This window comes from Rhodococcus sp. 4CII (genome assembly GCF_014256275.1).
In the GTDB taxonomy this organism is placed as follows: Bacteria; Actinomycetota; Actinomycetes; order Mycobacteriales; family Mycobacteriaceae; genus Rhodococcus_F; species Rhodococcus_F wratislaviensis_A.
The window spans coordinates 5,605,835-5,621,357 of the sequence record NZ_JACCFE010000002.1 but is presented as its reverse complement, the minus strand read 5'-3'; the positions used below and the strand labels follow the sequence as shown (position 1 = coordinate 5,621,357).

The 15,523-nt window shown below is 68.8% G+C and carries 17 protein-coding genes; 6 read left to right on the top strand and 11 right to left on the bottom strand.

The genetic code is table 11. The annotated features are described in order from the left end of the window. Positions 1-13: 13 nt before the first annotated feature. The 3 genes from tatA to H0B43_RS26755 are packed head-to-tail and all read right to left on the bottom strand — an operon-like array spanning position 14 to position 2,463. Entirely contained in the window at positions 14-181 is a 168-nt protein-coding gene (gene tatA / locus H0B43_RS26765; RefSeq protein ID WP_005252050.1) for a Sec-independent protein translocase subunit TatA, read from the bottom strand. After that, positions 181-855 (bottom strand): Rid family hydrolase, encoded by a 675-nt coding sequence (locus H0B43_RS26760; RefSeq protein WP_185725170.1) that lies wholly within the window; start codon positions 853-855, stop codon positions 181-183. The genes tatA and H0B43_RS26760 overlap by 1 nt, the downstream gene beginning before the upstream one ends. A gap of 27 nt (positions 856-882) precedes the next feature. Then, positions 883-2,463, bottom strand: a complete 1,581-nt coding sequence (locus H0B43_RS26755) for an FAD-dependent oxidoreductase (RefSeq protein ID WP_185725171.1) — start codon at positions 2,461-2,463, stop codon at positions 883-885. 227 nt (positions 2,464-2,690) lie between these two features. Here H0B43_RS26755 and H0B43_RS26750 point away from each other — a divergent pair, with 227 nt between their 5' ends. Next, positions 2,691-4,205, top strand: a complete 1,515-nt coding sequence (locus H0B43_RS26750; protein WP_185725172.1) for an APC family permease — start codon at positions 2,691-2,693, stop codon at positions 4,203-4,205. Next, positions 4,205-4,948: an IclR family transcriptional regulator gene (locus H0B43_RS26745; RefSeq protein ID WP_185725173.1), complete on the top strand. Its 744-nt coding sequence runs from the start codon at positions 4,205-4,207 to the stop codon at positions 4,946-4,948. Before H0B43_RS26750 ends, H0B43_RS26745 begins: the two co-directional genes overlap by 1 nt. Before the next feature lie 9 nt (positions 4,949-4,957). Here H0B43_RS26745 and H0B43_RS26740 read toward each other — a convergent pair whose 3' ends face one another. After that, positions 4,958-8,209 (bottom strand): BTAD domain-containing putative transcriptional regulator, encoded by a 3,252-nt coding sequence (locus H0B43_RS26740; RefSeq protein WP_185725174.1) that lies wholly within the window; start codon positions 8,207-8,209, stop codon positions 4,958-4,960. A gap of 103 nt (positions 8,210-8,312) precedes the next feature. Between H0B43_RS26740 and H0B43_RS26735 the strand changes: the two genes are divergently transcribed. Continuing rightward, complete coding sequence (locus H0B43_RS26735) at positions 8,313-9,182, top strand: 1,4-dihydroxy-2-naphthoate polyprenyltransferase (RefSeq protein WP_185725175.1); 870 nt, start codon at positions 8,313-8,315, stop codon at positions 9,180-9,182. A gap of 5 nt (positions 9,183-9,187) precedes the next feature. Here H0B43_RS26735 and H0B43_RS26730 read toward each other — a convergent pair whose 3' ends face one another. From H0B43_RS26730 to H0B43_RS26715, 4 genes are all read right to left on the bottom strand, one after another. Continuing rightward, positions 9,188-9,568, bottom strand: a complete 381-nt coding sequence (locus H0B43_RS26730) for a phage holin family protein (protein ID WP_185725176.1) — start codon at positions 9,566-9,568, stop codon at positions 9,188-9,190. 60 nt (positions 9,569-9,628) lie between these two features. Beyond that, positions 9,629-10,195, bottom strand: coding sequence for a Clp protease N-terminal domain-containing protein (locus H0B43_RS26725; protein ID WP_185725177.1), 567 nt, complete (start codon positions 10,193-10,195; stop codon positions 9,629-9,631). A 6-nt stretch (positions 10,196-10,201) separates the two neighbouring features. Beyond that, on the bottom strand, positions 10,202-10,417 hold the full coding sequence (locus tag H0B43_RS26720; RefSeq protein WP_185725178.1) for a helix-turn-helix domain-containing protein: 216 nt from the start codon (positions 10,415-10,417) through the stop codon (positions 10,202-10,204). Between the two features lie 64 nt (positions 10,418-10,481). Further along, the gene (locus tag H0B43_RS26715) at positions 10,482-11,234 is read right to left on the bottom strand and encodes a 1-acyl-sn-glycerol-3-phosphate acyltransferase (protein ID WP_185725179.1); all 753 of its coding nucleotides are present in this window, start codon (positions 11,232-11,234) and stop codon (positions 10,482-10,484) included. A 127-nt stretch (positions 11,235-11,361) separates the two neighbouring features. Between H0B43_RS26715 and H0B43_RS26710 the strand changes: the two genes are divergently transcribed. After that, positions 11,362-11,895 (top strand): GNAT family N-acetyltransferase, encoded by a 534-nt coding sequence (locus tag H0B43_RS26710; RefSeq protein ID WP_185725180.1) that lies wholly within the window; start codon positions 11,362-11,364, stop codon positions 11,893-11,895. Here H0B43_RS26710 and H0B43_RS26705 read toward each other — a convergent pair. Then, entirely contained in the window at positions 11,883-12,992 is a 1,110-nt protein-coding gene (locus H0B43_RS26705; protein ID WP_185725181.1) for a PLP-dependent cysteine synthase family protein, read from the bottom strand. The genes H0B43_RS26710 and H0B43_RS26705 overlap by 13 nt on opposite strands. After that, complete coding sequence (locus H0B43_RS26700) at positions 12,989-13,366, bottom strand: DUF4229 domain-containing protein (RefSeq protein ID WP_185725182.1); 378 nt, start codon at positions 13,364-13,366, stop codon at positions 12,989-12,991. The genes H0B43_RS26705 and H0B43_RS26700 overlap by 4 nt, the downstream gene beginning before the upstream one ends. A 187-nt stretch (positions 13,367-13,553) precedes the next feature. Here H0B43_RS26700 and H0B43_RS26695 point away from each other — a divergent pair, with 187 nt between their 5' ends. After that, entirely contained in the window at positions 13,554-13,781 is a 228-nt protein-coding gene (locus tag H0B43_RS26695; RefSeq protein ID WP_005252019.1) for a BldC family transcriptional regulator, read from the top strand. A 208-nt stretch (positions 13,782-13,989) separates the two neighbouring features. Then, the gene (locus H0B43_RS26690; protein ID WP_185725183.1) at positions 13,990-14,193 is read left to right on the top strand and encodes a hypothetical protein; all 204 of its coding nucleotides are present in this window, start codon (positions 13,990-13,992) and stop codon (positions 14,191-14,193) included. Positions 14,194-14,241: 48 nt separating this feature from the next. Here the strand turns inward: H0B43_RS26690 and H0B43_RS26685 are convergent, their stop codons facing one another. Beyond that, entirely contained in the window at positions 14,242-15,504 is a 1,263-nt protein-coding gene (locus H0B43_RS26685) for a MinD/ParA family protein (protein WP_185725184.1), read from the bottom strand. Positions 15,505-15,523 lie beyond the last annotated feature (19 nt).

Sequence of the window (15,523 nt, the reverse complement as noted above, 5' to 3'; positions counted from 1 at the left end):
CGGCTCGCTTCGCCTATTTCTCCAGTTCAGGGGCGTCCGCCTGCAACTCCCCCACCTCCGTCTTGAGGATTCGCATCGACCGTCCCAGGCCGCGGGCGGCGTCCGGGAGCTTCTTCGATCCGAACAGCACCACGAGCACCACCGCGATGATCGCCCAGTGGCTCGGGCTCAGCGCCCCCACTACCGGGGCTCCTCACCGTCGGGGTACACGGCGTCCACCTCCACTTCGACGAGCCAGCCCGCAGCGGGCAGGCTCGCGACCTCCAGCGCGAAGCGGCTGGGCCGCGCAGAGTTCCGTTCCATCGGTGCGGCCGGTTCCGCGGTGCCGAGCGGGACCAGTTCGGTGTCACCGGTGTCGAGGTTGGTGTTCGCGAAGAACTGCCGGTAGGCGCGGTTCCAGCCGGCGTAGTCGGCGCGGTCGGTGCCGGGGGCGTTGTCGAGGAACACCCGCATGGTCACGACGTCTTCGAGGCTCAGCCCCTGGGCCTCCAGATTGTCGCGAATCCGCTTCAGCGCGTTGATGCCCTGCGCCTCGGTGATCGTGACGCCGGCCGGGAGTGCGCCGCCCGCGAACACGTCGGTGTCGATGTAGGACTCGGGCGTGCCCTCGGGGGCGGTCCTGTTGGACGCGCCCGGGCCGATTCCGCTCGACTTGTACACGGCGGTCCCGCCGCCGATCGCCACACCCTGCGCGATCATCGGATTCGACTCTCCCGCTTCGAGAACCGACTTCGATACGAACGTACTGCCCTGCGCCTCCGCTGCCGCCTCGTCGGAGGAGCACGACGTCGCCCCGACGATCAGAGCGGATGCGGCGAGGGCCGCGGTGACGGCCCGGGTACGAATCGACTTCACAGTGCAACTCCTTGTTCGAGGGAAAGGTCAGGCTTCCTGGGCCACGCGCTCGTGGATGTGGGTGACGACGTCGCGGGCCGACGTCAGGGCGCCGTGCTGCCAGGCGATGGCGTTGGAGAGGTGGTCGCCGGCGAAGTAGATCTTGTCGACGGGTGCGAGCAGCTTCTCGTACTCGGGGGTGGCGGCGCCGCCGTGCGAGCCGCCGCTGCCCGCCCAGTTCGCCCACGCGCTCTCGGAGTACTTGGTGCGGCGCCAGCTGCCCGAGAACGACGAGGAGATGTCGCGGGTGTACTTCTCGCCGTGGATCTCCGAGCCTTCCGCGACCGCCTTGGCGAGCCGCTGCCGGTGGGTGAGAGATTCGAACGCTTCCTGCCGCTTGCCGCTGCTGTAGTAGGCGACGACCACACCCCGGTCGGAGTTGTAGTGGTCGTACGGGAACATGATCTGCGAGATGTCCCTGTCGGTGTTGGACGCGCCGCCGTAGATGCGGTCCTCCGTCTCCCACCACCGGCGCGAGTACTCGATGCCGAGCTTCCCGGACGACGACGGCTTGGCCGCCTTCAGCGCGGTGAGCACGTCCGCGGGCAGATTGTTCTGCAGTCGCCCGATCAAGTGCGGCGGGATCGTGCAGATCGCGTAGTCGGCGGTGATCGACTTCTTCGCGCCGCCGGCAGCGTACTCCACGGTGACTCCGCCGGACACGTTCTTCATCGACGTGACCTCGGCGCCGAAGACGATGTTGTCGGTGCCGATCCTGTCCTGGAACGCGTAGTAGATGCGGTCCATGCCGCCGACCGGGGTGAACATCATCATCGCCTGGTCGTAGCCGAAGTCGAAGCTGAAATTGCGGCCGATTCCGCTGCGGATCACGTCCTGCATCGCGAACGGCTTCTTCTCGGTGCCGAAGTTCAGGCCGGCTCCGGGCTCGGAATCGTAACCGCGACGCGATGATCCGAGGTATCGGCCGTCGTCGGAGAGATCACCGAAGTCGCTGAGGAACTCCGACAGGGCGTCCTTGTCCTCCCGGGTGAGCACCTGGTCGAGGGCACCCTGATCGGTGGCCTTCTTCAGCAGCTCCGACATGTAGCCGAACGTGTCGGCCTTGGCGGCGCGGTAGGTGACGGACTGGTTCGACAGCGACGTGTCGCTCCGGTAGTTGACGAACGTATTGGCGTTCTGGTTGCCGAATCCCTGTATCTCGACGCCCAGTTCGCGGCAGTAGTCGAGGGTGATGTGGCTCTGCGGGATGCGGGTGGCACCGACGTTGTAGAAGTGGCCGTCCGAGAACGTGCACTTCTGCGTCTCGCCGCCCAGGTCGGTCTCCTCGGTTCCGCCCCGGGCGGTCCAGACGCGGCCGCCGGGCCGGGTGCGGGCCTCGAGGACGGTCACCGTGTATCCGGCCTTCTGCAGTTCGAAGGCGGAACAGAGGCCGGCGGGGCCGCCGCCGAGCACGACCACGGAATGGCTGCCCTTCACCTTGCCGATCAGGTCGCCGGCCGCGAGCGGTCGGAAGGTGCGGGCGGGCGCGGCGGTCGACGGTGCGAGCCCGAGCGTCGACATCGCCCCGTAGGCGAGTCCCGCGCCGCCGGTGACCCCCAGGCCCTTCATGAAAGATCTACGTGTGAATGCCAATTCGCGCTCCCATTCTTGCGCCCGGCGACCCGGGTAACGTGTCCGGATTCATCCTGGGAGCAACACGAGTCGGGAAGTTGTCGGCGGCGAAACAGTCCGATGCAACCGAGCGAGAACCGGCACGGGTTCGTTCTCACTCCGACGTCCGAGTTCGACGCGAAACCGAAACGTCTGCGCAACACGACCCGATTAGTTTCACGCGCATGTCAGCTCTTTCCGACGCCATCGCGCGTTCGTTCGCCACCCGCGAGCCCGAACGTCAGGCCCTGTCGCCGCTGCGTGCGCTTGGCCGGCGGCAGTTGTCGGGCGTCGAGGTTCTCGCCCAGTCGGTGGCCACGACGGCTCCGGCGGTGTCGATGGTGGTCCTGCCCGTCACCATGTTCACCCACCGGATGCTGCTGAGCGGTCTGATCACGATCGTCGTCGCGACGGTGGCCGTGTCCCTGATCGCAATCTGCGTCTCGCAGTTCACCCGACGCATGGCGGCCGCGGGCGGCCTCTACAGTTTCGTGTTCCAGGGCCTCGGCACTCGTGCCGCGCTGACCGCCGGTGTCGCCATGCTGACCAAATACGTGGGCAGTGCGGTGATGACGCTGTACCACGGGGGGCAGGCCGTGATCGCGACGCTCGGCTTCTTCGGGCTCGAGTTACGCGCGCCGGCGGAGCGCCTCCTCGTCTACGCCGGAATCGCGATCGTGATCCTGGCCTGCCTGGTCCGCGGGGTGCGGTTCGCGGCCCTCGCCATCCTCGCCGTCGAATCGTGCTCGCTGCTGTTCATCGTCGGCCTGATGATCGTGTCGGGCGCGGGCGGCCAACACGCCCTTGTGCCGCCGTCGGATTCGGCGTACGGACCGCTGCTCATGACACTGGCCGCGGTGTTCGCTCTGGCCGGTTTCGAGAGCGCCACGTTCTTCGGTCCGGAGGCCAAGCGCCCGCTCGCCACCGTCACCCGCACGGTGACGCTCACGCCGATGATCTGCGGTGGCCTGTTCATCTTCTCGGCGTGGGCCGCCTGGTCCGGCCGCACGGACACCCTGGTCAACGCGTACCTGCACGGAACCGCGACCGGGGTCGACCCGGCCGTGGTGATCGCCCTCAACCTCGGGTTGGGCACGTCGTGGCTGGCGTCGGCGATGGCGTCGTCGAATGCCGCCTCGCGCCTGCTGTATTCGATGGGGATCGAACGGGTAGTCCCGCGGCTGTTCGCCCGAGTGCACCGCGGCTACCGCACGCCGTTCGCAGCCCTCGCCGTCATCGTGTGCGCCGTGTGCCTCGGCGCCGGGACCTTCGGGATCGTCGGCAAGTCGACCGGGTTCGGTCACGTGCAACTGATCGCCAGGACCGCGGTGGTCGCGGCGTACGTGCTGGTGGCCGTGGCGTCGGTGCGGTTCCTCGGCCGGATCGGGGAGCACACTCCCCTCGTCCGGGCGGCGGGCGTCGCGGGCAGCGCCGCAGGGACAATCGTGCTGGCCTACATGCTGTTCGTGAACGTGGCACACGGCTTCTCGATGGTCCCGGCCGTGGTGCTCACCCTGTTGCTGTCGGGTTCTGCGTGGCAGCGTTTCCTACAGTGGCGTCATCCGGCGAGCCTGCGGTCGATCGGTGTGTTCGACACCGCGGAGACGGACGACGTTCTGCCGGGAGCGGGAGTCTTCGCGACGGACGCCGCCGGGAACCTGGCGTTGACGGCGGCTGGACGCACCCCCGGGCCCCGGTGATGGGCGCCCGAGCCGGGGAGATCGCGGGCCACGAACCCCGCGCCGTGCAGAAGGCACTCGCACTGCTCGAGGCCGTCGCTCAGCTGGGGTCCGGGGCCACCGCGCGAGATATCGCCGCGCACGCGGGCATCCCCCAGGCCACCGCGTACCGGCTGCTCAATCTCCTGACCGCCGACGGGTATCTGGTGCGGATCGCCGACCTGTCCGGCTTCGCGCTCGGCCGGAGAACCCGGCAGTTGGCGGGGGCCGGCGCGGCGCCGGAACCGGTCGACTACCACGCCGTACTCGACGACGTGCGGGAGCAGGTCCGTTTCGGGATCCATCTGGCATCGTTCGCCGGCAGCCGGGTGCGACTCGTCGACCGCGACCCCGATCACGAACTCAGCGGCGAGGCAACCATTACCGCGCACCTGCACGCGTCCGCGATCGGCAAGATCCTCCTTGCCTCGCGACCGGACCTCCTCCCGCAGAACCTCAGACGAGTCACGTCCCGGACCGTCACCGAATTCGCTGCGCTGCATGCCGAACTCGACGCCGTCCGACGCACCGGTTCGGCCCGCGAGGTCGACGAGGTGCGGGTCGGGCGCAGCTCCGTCGCGGTTCCGGTGCTCGATGCGCAGAACGCGGTGATGGGTTGCGTCGCGGCGATCGGCAAGACCGGGCGGCTGGCCGTCGACGATCCCGAGCTCACCGACCTCCTGCGCTCGTGCGCGGCCCGGGTCGGCGGACGGGTCCCCGCCTGAATCGCCAACTCACCTCAGCGTGGTGAGCATGTCGAGAATCTCCGCGCGCACCATGCGACGTGACCAGGTGCCGACCCTCGCTCGCGCCGATTCCCAGCGGTCCGCGTCGACTCGGTCGAGTGCGAAGGCCACGTGCCGGTGGTGCTGCAGCGAGGCGCTGTCCTGCCGGGCGCGGGCAGGCGAAGAGAGTGCCAGCAGCGCGAGTCCACGTTCGGAATTCCCGTGCGCGATCTCGAAGCATCCGACGCCGGCGGCGACGGCGCCGGTGACCGGTAGATCCGGATACATGCCCATACCCAGCCGGGTCGACGCCCATCCCGCGAGCTGCGGAACGAACTCCACCATCATCTCGGACCGGCCGTGCAGCACGTGGGCGCACACCACCGAGGCCGCCAGCATGAGTCCGAACGGATCGGCGTAGGGCTCGGACACGATCCGGGGATACATCATGTCCAGCGCCTCACGATAACGGGCGAGCCCCCGCTCGACGTCGCCGTCCGCCAGATCGGCCTCCGCGAGACTGCTGATGGCAGCTACCCGCCATTCGTCCTGCTGATGGTCGTCCGTGGCCGCGAGCGCACCGCGATGCTCGAGCACCGTCTCGGCCAGCACCTTCCGGCCCCTCACCACGTCACCGTCGGCGATCAGCGCCGAGGCCTGGAAACCCCACAGCTGATTCGCCTCCTCCTGCGCACCCAGCCTCCGCATCCCCTCGACCGCGACCTGATAACGCCCTACCGCGGCCCGGTACTGCCCGGACTGGCTGTGCAGCGAACCGAGGAATTGCGCGGCCATCGCCGTACCCCACACGTCGCCGATCGCGACGCACAGGTCGGAGACGGCCCGGGCGTCGCGCATGGCACCGCGGAAGTCGCCGAGATTCTCCCGCAGGCTGGCTCGTACCGACAGCGCCGCAGCACGGGTTTCCCGATCGTTCGAGCGCACTCCGTCGGCGACCGCCCTGGCGAGTCGCCGCCCCGAACCCAGGGACAGGATGAGCCGCACCGCGAACCCCGTGACCGACGGGAGGTCGGGACGCTCCCGGACGACGTGCCGCAGTCGCGTCCGGGTGCGGGCGAGGGACCGGGTCTCACCACCGAAGACCAGGTGCATCCCCGCGAGCAGGAACGTGTACGCCACCAACTCCGAGTCGACGTCGCGCAGGTCCGAATCGGCGGTCGCCGCGAGGATCCGTGGCGTCCAGTTCATCACCTCCGAATGCGCGCCCCGAATGGACCACAGCCCGCCCAGCAGCGGGAACACGGTCGTGACCGTCTCGGCATCGCCCCGTTCCACCGCCCACCGCAGCACCGCGAGCAGGTTGTCGTGATCGGCGTCGATGTCGTCCGCGAGCGCGACCTGGTCGGCACGGCACCGCCCGAGCGCCTCCGACGCGAACCCGCGCGCCCACATTCCCTGGCGCCGGAACACTTCCGACTCCTCGGCGGCTGCGGCGAGTTGCTCCTCGCCGTATTCGCGCACCGTCTCGAGCATGTAGTAGCGCAGCGTGTCCGACGTCTCCGACACCGACAGGAGGGATTGGTTGACGAGACCCTCGACGGCATCCACGACGTCGTCGACGCCGTCCCATTCCGCGATCGTCCGGGCCGCGTCGAGGGTGAACCCGGCCGGAAACCGGCACAGTCTGCGCAACGCGACCTGCTGCTGCTCGCCCAGGAGCTGCCAGCTCCAATCGATGACGGCATGCAGGGTGCGATGCCGCTCCGGCGACGTCGGGTCGTTGGACCGCAGCAGCGCGAACCGGTGCTCGAGGCGCCGGCCGATGTCCTCGACGCTCATGCTGCGCACCCGCGCGGCGGCCAGTTCGATCGCGAGGGGAAGACCGTCGAGTGTGCGGCAGATGCCGCGGACGGTCTCCGGATCCAGACGGGCCGTCGGCCGCACCGCGCGTGCCCGGGCCGTGAAGAGTTGCACGGCGGGAGCGTCCTCGGCGTCGCTCGCCAACGGCGGCAGCGGGTACACGGCCTCGGACGCGAGCATGAGCGGCGATCGGCTGGTCGCGAGGACCGTCAACTGGTTTCCGGCCGCCACCAGGTCGGCGACGATCTCGGAGCAGGCGCCGATCACGTGCTCGCAGTTGTCGAGGATCAGGAGCATCGGTCCGGCCGACAACGCTTCCCGGAGTCGTTCCCGCGCGGAGTGCACGCGGCTCACGACGAGCCGTCCCGGTGCGAGGTCGACCTCGCTGAGACCCAGGGTGCCGCTGATCGCCGCCACGACGTCCTCGCTGCTCCGCAGCGCCGCGAGTTCCACCAGCGCCACGGACGTCCCGGCGGCAGCGCGCACACCCAGTTCGTGAGCGAGCCGCGTCTTTCCCGCACCGCCCGGTCCGAGAATGGTGACGACCCGCGACGACGTGAGCAGTCGTTCGATCGCCACGATGTCGGTGTCGCGTCCGAGTAGCGTGTTGGGCGCCGCACGAAGCCCGATCGCCGTCCGGTCCGGCGGCGCGAGGCGCTGGACCGCCGACGCGGGTGGGCTGCCGCCGCGCAGGATCTCGGTGTGCAGCGCGACGAGCGCCGGCGACGGGTCTGCTCCCAGCCGGTCCACCAGCCGCGTGCGGAAGGTCGCGAACACGTCGAGCGCCTCGTTCTCGCGCCCGAGCCCGGCGAGCGCGCGCATGAGGTCGGCGTGCGCCCGCTCGTCCAGAGGTCCGGCGGCCACCTGGACCTGTGCCTCGGGGAGAGCGGCCTCCCAGGCTCCGGCCTCCACCAGCGCGGCGAGTTCCGCGGCCTCGAGCCGGCCCCGGATCACCGCCGCGTGGGCGGCAAGTTCCGTTGCCGCCACCCCCGCGGGAAGGTCGGCGCCCGGCTCCCCCCGCCACAGTGCGAGCGCGGCCCGGATCTCGTCCGGTCCCACACCGCGATCGTGATCCCGGCCCTGCCATCGGCGTGCCATGTCTTCTGCCCGGGTCAGATCGACGGCGTCGCGCGGGACTCTCAGCCGGTATCCGGCCGGGCCGATCTCCAGCACCCCGTCCGGCAACGCCGCGCGTAGCCGGGAGACCTGCGTGTGCAGAGCGTTCATCGGGGACCGCGGCGGATCCTCGCCCCACACCTCGTCGATGAGGGCCTGCGCAGCCCTGCTCCGGCCGGGGTCGCGGGCCAGGGCGACCAGCAGGCTGCGCGCACGGGTGCCGGGCAACGGTGCGAGCACACCCGATCGGTACGTCGAGACCTCACCCAGCAAGGCGACCTGAATCGGTGTACTTGCCGGTGCCACCCTCTCGTCGACGCTCATGTGCTGGTCCACCGCGTTAGATGGTATTGCACCGGGCGGATGCGAACTCCCCGAAGTTCGGCGTGGGTGCAGGCGCCTTCTCGCTCGATGCAAAGATCGGTGCATGGCAACGGCTGCTCAATGGATCGAAGGCGCTCGACCGCGCACCCTCCCGAATGCGATCGCCCCGGTGCTCGTGGGCACCGGCGCCGCAGCGTCGCTCGGCGGCGCGGTGTGGTGGAAGGCGCTATTGGCATTGGTGGTCTCTCTCGCGCTGATCGTGGGAGTCAATTTCGCCAACGACTACTCGGACGGGATTCGCGGGACCGACGACGAGCGGGTCGGACCGCTGCGGCTCGTCGGATCCAAGCTCGTGCAGCCGTCGGCGGTGAAGGCCGCCGCGATCGCCTGCTTCGCCGTCGCCGCGGTGGCCGGCCTGGCGCTCGCGATCACCACCGCCTGGTGGCTGGTCCTGATCGGCGCCCTGTGCATCGTAGGCGCGTGGTTCTACACGGGTGGCACGAAGCCGTACGGCTACAGCGGCTTCGGTGAGGTCGCCGTCTTCGTGTTCTTCGGTCTCGTCGCCGTGCTCGGCACCCAGTACGTGCAGGCCGAAACGGTCGACTGGGCCGGACTCGTGTCCGCGATCGCCGTGGGTTCGTTCTCGAGCGCGGTACTCGTCGCCAACAACCTGCGCGACATCCCCACCGACACCGAATCCGGCAAGCGCACGCTCGCCGTCCGGCTCGGCGACTCCCGTACCCGCGTCCTGCATCTCGTCACGCTGACGGTCCCGTTCGTCGTGACCCTCGTCCTGGTGCTGCGCACACCCTGGGCGCTCGTCGGGCTGCTCGCGCTGCCGCTCGCGGTCCGGGCGAACGCCCCGGTGCGCTCCGGCGGGCAGGGCCTCGCACTGATTCCCGCGCTTCGGGATTCGGGGCTGGCGATGCTGATCTGGGGCGCCGCCACCGCCGTGGCACTGGCCGCCGCCTGAGCGGCTCAGTCGCCGTCGGGGACGACGATGCTGAGCAGGAAGTTGACGATCGAGATGATCAGGCCTCCCCACAGGGCGGTCCAGAAGCCGTCGACGGTGAGGCCGTACTCGGTCAGGGAGCTCAGCCAAGCGGTGAGCATCAGCATCAGCGCGTTGATCACCAAGGTGAACAGCCCCAGCGTCAGGATCAGCAACGGCAGCGACAGCAACTTCACCAGCGGTTTGACGAAGATGTTGACGACGGTGAACACGAGTGCGATGCCGAGCAGCACCACGATGTCCCACCCGGTTCCGTTGCCCGAACTGGAGATGTCGATGCCCGACACCCAGGCTGCCGCAAGCCAGATCGCGAACGCGTTGATGACGAGGCGTACCAAGAAGGTCATGCGTGCATGCTGGCACATCGATCGGACAAACGGGAACCGGGCGATCCGGGATTCCGGCGGTCAGGCAGCGCGGTCGTCGAGTGCGGCGTGCACGCGGCGCCGGAGTTCGTCCACCCCGACCCGGACTTCGAGGATCTGCCTCGTCGTGCCGTCGGCCACCCGCAGCACCCCGAGGAGCACGTGCTCGGCGCCGATGTGATCGTCCTTGCGCGCCAGCGCTTCCCGCAGTGACAGCTCGATCGCCTTCTTCGCGTCGCGGGTGAACCCGATGTGCCCCGACTTCCGGCCGAACCAGCCGCGCTTCTCGGTGGGCTCCTCGGGATCGAGCACGCCCTTGCCGAAGTTCTGCTCGAGGCTCTGGCGCACGGCCTCGAGGTCGATGCCGATCGATTCGAGCGCTTCCGCGTCGGCGTCGCTCAGGGCCGTGCCCTGTGTCGCGACGGTTGCTCGCGACGTCTCCTCGTCGATGCCGGCCGCGGAGAGGATGCCGTGAACCGGTTCGGTTCTCACGGACAGTAGGGCGAGGACGAGGTGTTCGGGCCCGATCTGCGGTGACTTCAGTTCGCGCGCTTCCTGTTGCGCGCCGATCACCACGGCCCGTGCGTCGGTCGAGAATCGTTCGAACATGCGCCGTTACCTCCCTCTCCGATTGTGCTTCTGATGGACGGCCTGCCTGCTGACCTCGAGGGAGTCGGCGATCGCCTGCCAGGACCAGCCCTGGGCGCGGGCGTTGGCGACCTGTATCGATTCGAGCCGTTCGAGGAGACGCCGCAGCGCACGCACGGCCCGCAGACCCTCTGCGGGGTCGGGGCTGCCCGCCGCTGCGGCGAGCGTGGTTGCTTCGGTCATGCATGTCAATCTAAGTTGACACCTCGCGGGTGTCAACCCTTCTTGACAGATTCCGGACCGGTCGTCAGTACGCCGCGACCGCCCCGTCGACGGCGAGTTGCAGGTCCTTCTGCACGACGTGGGCGATGTCCATCGGTTTCGCCGGGAGGTCGAACAGCGGCTCCCCGACGAAGACGCTTGCCCCCTTCACGTTCTCGGTATCGGGACCGGACGCGTCCGGTCCGTAACTGATGCCGATGGACAGCAGCACGGGCGAGACTCCGCGATCCGCCGCACGTTTCGCGATGTGACCGATGCCGCTGTTGATGTGCTGCAGGCGGGTCGGATCGTCCTCGTTGCACGTGCCCTCGGGAAAGATGGCCAGGTTGTCGCCGCGGCACAGCCGCTCGGCCGAGATGTCCATCATGAGCCGGCCGGCGTCCGCGACCGCCCGGAGACCGTAGTTCTTGCTGCGGAACACGGGAATCCCGCCCATCATGTCGACCTTCTTGTGCAAATCGGGGTCGACGAACAACTCGTCCTTCGCAAGCACCCGGGTGCGTCCGATCGCGCGGCGCAGCGGGGTCTTCCAGGCCGTGGCCGCGAGCGTGTACTGATCGCTGTGGGTCACGTGATTGGCGGCGACGATGAGCACCCTGCCGGACTTCACCAAACCGGCCAGCTGCGCCTTCGCGTCGTCCGAGTACACGATCCGCGGGCGGTACTTCGCATACAGCGAGGCGTATGCGAGCGCGGCCAGCACCCGATTCTGCTGATGATCGCGGTAGTACGCGTACACCTCTTCGTAGTTCTCGAGAGTTACCTCGGGCTTGTCCATACTCGTCCCCGCTCCGTCGTCCTATCGCCAGGCTACCAACCTACGGTCGCGTAGCCTACGGAGTAGTAGGTATCGGGAAAGTGCAGGGAAACTGTGCGAACAGCGCGATTTCGGGTACAAAAGACCTGTGATCCGCCCGGCCGTTTCCACCGACCTGCCCATTCTGCAAGACATCGAAATCGCGGCGGGTGCGCCGTTTCGTGACATCGGAATGGACGCCGTCGCCGACGATCCCCCGTTCACCCTCGACGAGCTCACCGAGTATCTCCGATCGGACTGCGCCTGGGTCGCGGTCGACACCGACGACGCACCGGTCGCGTACGCGCTCGCCGTCGTGGTCGACGGGGGCGCGCACATCGAGCAGGTGTCGGTGCATCCCGACCATGCCCATCAGGGCCTCGGCGCGCAGCTCATCGACGAGATCGCGTCGTGGGCCGCGGTGCGCGGCCTGCCCGCACTCACCCTCACGACGTTCGTCGACGTGCCGTGGAACGCTCCCTATTACGAGCGACTGGGATTCCGCCCGCTGCCGGAATCCGACCTCACCCCGGGACTGTCCCGCATCCGCGACGAGGAGGCCCGGCACGGTCTGGCCGCATGGCCGCGCGTCACGATGTCGCGGCCGGTCACCGCGCCGGTAGCCGCGACTCAGCCGGGCTGACCCGGCCACCGTCCGGTCGCCGCGAAGCCGTCGAGCGCCGCGGCCGGACCGGTGAGGTCGATGCCCTCGCCGGCCACCCAGTCGTCGTCGAAGTAGGTGTCGGCATACCGCTCACCGCCGTCGCAGAGGATCGTGACCACACTGCCGGACCGTCCGGCCGCGAGCATCTCCGCGACGACGGTGAACGCTCCCCAGAGGTTCGTGCCCGTGGACCCACCTACCCGGCGTCCCAGCACCGCGCTGGCGTGCCGCGCCGTGGCGATGGATGCGGCGTCCGGCACCCGCATCATCCGGTCGATGACCTGCCCGACGAACGACGGCTCCACGCGCGGCCTGCCGATGCCCTCGATGCGCGAGGGCATCCCCGTCGCGTACTCGCACGAGTTGGTGTCGTAGCCGCCGAAGAACGCCGAGTTCTCGGGATCGACCACGAGCAGACGCGTCGCGTGCCTGCGATAGCGGATGTACCGGCCCAGCGTCGCGCTGGTGCCACCGGTCCCGGCGCTCATGACGAGCCACTCCGGCACCGGGTGCTCTTCCTGCGTCATCTGCTGGTAGATCGACTCGGCGATGTTGTTGTTGCCCCGCCAGTCGGTGGCCCGCTCCGCGTGCGTGAACTGGTCCATGAAGTGACCGTTCGTCTCTGCGGCGAGGCGGCGGGCCTCGCTGTAGATCTCCGGGGGCCGGTCGATGAAGTGGCAGCGACCGCCCTGGGCCTCGATCAGGGCGATTTTCGCACCGCTCGTACTCCGCGGCATGACGGCGACGAAATCGAGGCCGAGCATCTTCGCGAAGTACGCCTCGCTGACCGCTGTGGACCCCGACGACGCCTCGATGACCGTGGTTCCCTCGGTGATCCATCCGTTGCAGATCGCGTACAGGAACAGGGAGCGGGCCAGTCGGTGCTTGAGGCTGCCCGTGATGTGGGTCGACTCGTCCTTCAGATAGAGCTGCACACCCCAGTCGACGGGAAGTGGGTAGCGCAGCAGGTGCGTGTCGGCGCTGCGCTGCGCGTCGGCGTCGATGAGACGGACGGCGTTGTCCACCCAGTCACGCGGCAGGCTCCGATCGATGACGACGCAGTCGCCGACCGTCACCGAGACGTACCCTCACCGCGAAGCCGGGCGCGCAGGTCGGCCTGATCGGCGCGACGTTGCGCGTCGAATGCGGCGATGCCCTCGTTGACCCGCCGGCGGAGCTTCGCGAACAGCAGCAGCGACAGCGGGAGCGCGATCAGGACCGCGAAGATGGCCGCGACGAGCAGCGGGACGGCGACACCGACGAGGGCGGCCACCCCGAGGATGATGGCACCGATGAGGACCACCAGCAGCAGCCGCGCGATCGAGTAGATCGCGACGTCGCGCGCCAACTGCCCCTTGGTCACCCGCCCGTCCGACTTCGGCTGCGCGCTCGAATCGGCGGCAGCGGGGCGCTCGACCTGGTCTTCTGGCTTCTCGGATGACTCGCTCACGCCCCCAGGTTACCCACCGCTGGAGCCGCTCCTCACACGTCCGACTTATCCGATTTGTCTATTACCTCCCCTTTACCAACATTAGATCGTTCGAGTACCCAGGGTCTCGGATGTCACGATGACCGAGATCAGTCGCAACAGCGGCCGGCTTCAGCACAGACCAGTCGAAAGCAGTGGAGGATCGTCGATGAGCGCACCCACCTACAACGGACCCGGATTCAGTGGATCCAACGAAGCCCTCATGACCCCGGGCCAGGTGGCTGCCCTGTTCCATGTCGACCCGAAGACCGTGACGCGATGGGCGCACGCGGGCCGGCTCGGATCGCTGCGCACCCCGGGTGGTCACCGGCGCTTCCGTGAGGCCGAGGTCATGCAGTTGCTCCGCTCGCTGACGACGGAGGCGGGCCGACCGTAGTCGCGGAGGCGGGCCGACCGTAGTCGCGGAGGCGGGCCGACCGTAGTCGCGGAGGCGGGCCGACCGTAGTCGCGGAGGCGGGCCGACCGTCAGGCCTACTGCGATGTATTACCCGGACGCCCTGCGACCCGGGTAGGTGCCCTCTGCCGCCGTCGCGGCTACGCTCGAGGAATACCGGCTACCCTCGAGCGGTGTAAGGAGGTGCGCGGTGATCTATCTGTTGGCGCTCATCGGGCTGGTGACTGTGGCGGTCCTGCTGTGGAAGGCTTTCGGCCCGAATACGAATCCGGTGCTCAGCAAGCGGGTGCTGGGTCCCGACGACGATCCCGACTTCCTGTGGAAGGTGGATCGCGAGGCCCGTCGGAAGAAGTCCGACGAACCCGATACCGGTCCGGCCGACCAGGCCGGATGACGCGACGCCGGGGTGCCGGTCTGCCCGGCACCGCCCGGCGTCACTGCCTCAGCGACGGTCCTGTAGGGCGAAACTGGACGCCGGAAAGTCCGACGCGACCGCGGCTGCCAATTCGAGGAGAGCGTTGCGCGTCTTCGGGCGCAGCCGCTCGAGGTCGATCTCGGCGCCCTCTTCGAGGTGCGGATCGAACGGAATCAGCCGGACCAGGCGGCACCGCTGCTCGAAGTGCTCGACGACCTTCGGCAGATCGACCTTGCCGGACCGCGGGCGTACCGCGTTGACGACGGCCACCGACCGGGCCACCAGTTCGCGGTATCCGTGGGCGTCGAGCCAGTCGAGTGTGGCGGAGGCGCTCCGGGCGCCGTCGACGGAGCCCGAACTGACCACCACGAGCGCGTCGGCCTCTTGGAGGATCGTCTGCATGGCGGAGTGCATCAGTCCGGTGCCACAGTCGGTGAGGACGATGTTGTAGAACTTCTCCAGCATCGTGACGGTTCGTGCGTAGTCGTCTGCGCTGAACGCCTCGGAGACCGCCGGGTCGCTGTCGGAGGCGAGCACTTCGAGCCGGTGCCGGCTCTGCGACGTGTAACTGCGGACGTCGCTGTACTTTTCGATGCTCTGCTCGTCGCGCAACAGGTTGCGGACGGTGGCGGGGGTCTCGAGCGGAATCTTCTGACTCAGCGTGCCGCGGTCGGGGTTGGCGTCGACGGCGATGACGCGGTCGCCGCGCAGCGACGCGAAGGTGGACCCGAGGGTGGCGGTGGTGGTCGTCTTGCCCACTCCGCCCTTGAGACTCAGCAGGGCGATCTTGTAGCACCCCTGCAGTGGCTGGTTGACCTGCCGGGTCAGCTCGATGCGACGCTGTTCCTTCGCACTGTTACCGACGTTGATGTAGCGGCCGGAGAGCCGGTACAGGGCCTTGCGCCATCCCGTCGTGGGGGCGGGCTTGACCTGCTTGAGGAGTAACGAGGTCGACAGGTCGCGGGCCGACACCGCGTGCTGCTGATCGGCATTCGAGTGGGGCTGCCGGTTCGCGGGCGGTGCGAACTGCTCCTGAGGCTGGGGCGCCTGCGGCGCGGCAGGGGCAGGGGCTGCCTGCGGCGGGATGGGGGCCGCCGGCGCCTGGGTCTGCGGCCGCGTGGGTGCGGCCGGGGCCTGGGCATTGGGCTGCGCGAACGGGTTGGGACCCTGCGGCTGAACGTACGGGGCCTGCCGCGCGGCGTTCCAGGCTACAGCCGATCCGGCGTCGTCCGCGGGCGGGTTCGATGCCGGCCGTACCGGCTCCCACAGGCCGGCGTTGTTTTCGGACATGGCTGAACGTCCCCCTCGT

Excerpts from the sequence above, each read along its gene's own strand:
- H0B43_RS26725 (WP_185725177.1), bottom strand. The coding sequence starts at position 10,195 with ATGTTCGAACGATTCTCGACCGACGCACGGGCCGTGGTGATCGGCGCG.
- H0B43_RS26715 (WP_185725179.1), bottom strand. The coding sequence starts at position 11,234 with ATGGACAAGCCCGAGGTAACTCTCGAGAACTACGAAGAGGTGTACGCG.
- H0B43_RS26695 (WP_005252019.1), top strand. The coding sequence starts at position 13,554 with ATGAGCGCACCCACCTACAACGGACCCGGATTCAGTGGATCCAACGAA.
- H0B43_RS26730 (WP_185725176.1), bottom strand. The coding sequence starts at position 9,568 with ATGACCTTCTTGGTACGCCTCGTCATCAACGCGTTCGCGATCTGGCTT.
- H0B43_RS26685 (WP_185725184.1), bottom strand. The coding sequence starts at position 15,504 with ATGTCCGAAAACAACGCCGGCCTGTGGGAGCCGGTACGGCCGGCATCG.
- H0B43_RS26755 (WP_185725171.1), bottom strand. The coding sequence starts at position 2,463 with ATGAAGGGCCTGGGGGTCACCGGCGGCGCGGGACTCGCCTACGGGGCG.
- H0B43_RS26735 (WP_185725175.1), top strand. The coding sequence starts at position 8,313 with ATGGCAACGGCTGCTCAATGGATCGAAGGCGCTCGACCGCGCACCCTC.
- H0B43_RS26720 (WP_185725178.1), bottom strand. The coding sequence starts at position 10,417 with ATGACCGAAGCAACCACGCTCGCCGCAGCGGCGGGCAGCCCCGACCCC.
- H0B43_RS26740 (WP_185725174.1), bottom strand. The coding sequence starts at position 8,209 with ATGAGCGTCGACGAGAGGGTGGCACCGGCAAGTACACCGATTCAGGTC.
- H0B43_RS26750 (WP_185725172.1), top strand. The coding sequence starts at position 2,691 with ATGTCAGCTCTTTCCGACGCCATCGCGCGTTCGTTCGCCACCCGCGAG.
- H0B43_RS26745 (WP_185725173.1), top strand. The coding sequence starts at position 4,205 with ATGGGCGCCCGAGCCGGGGAGATCGCGGGCCACGAACCCCGCGCCGTG.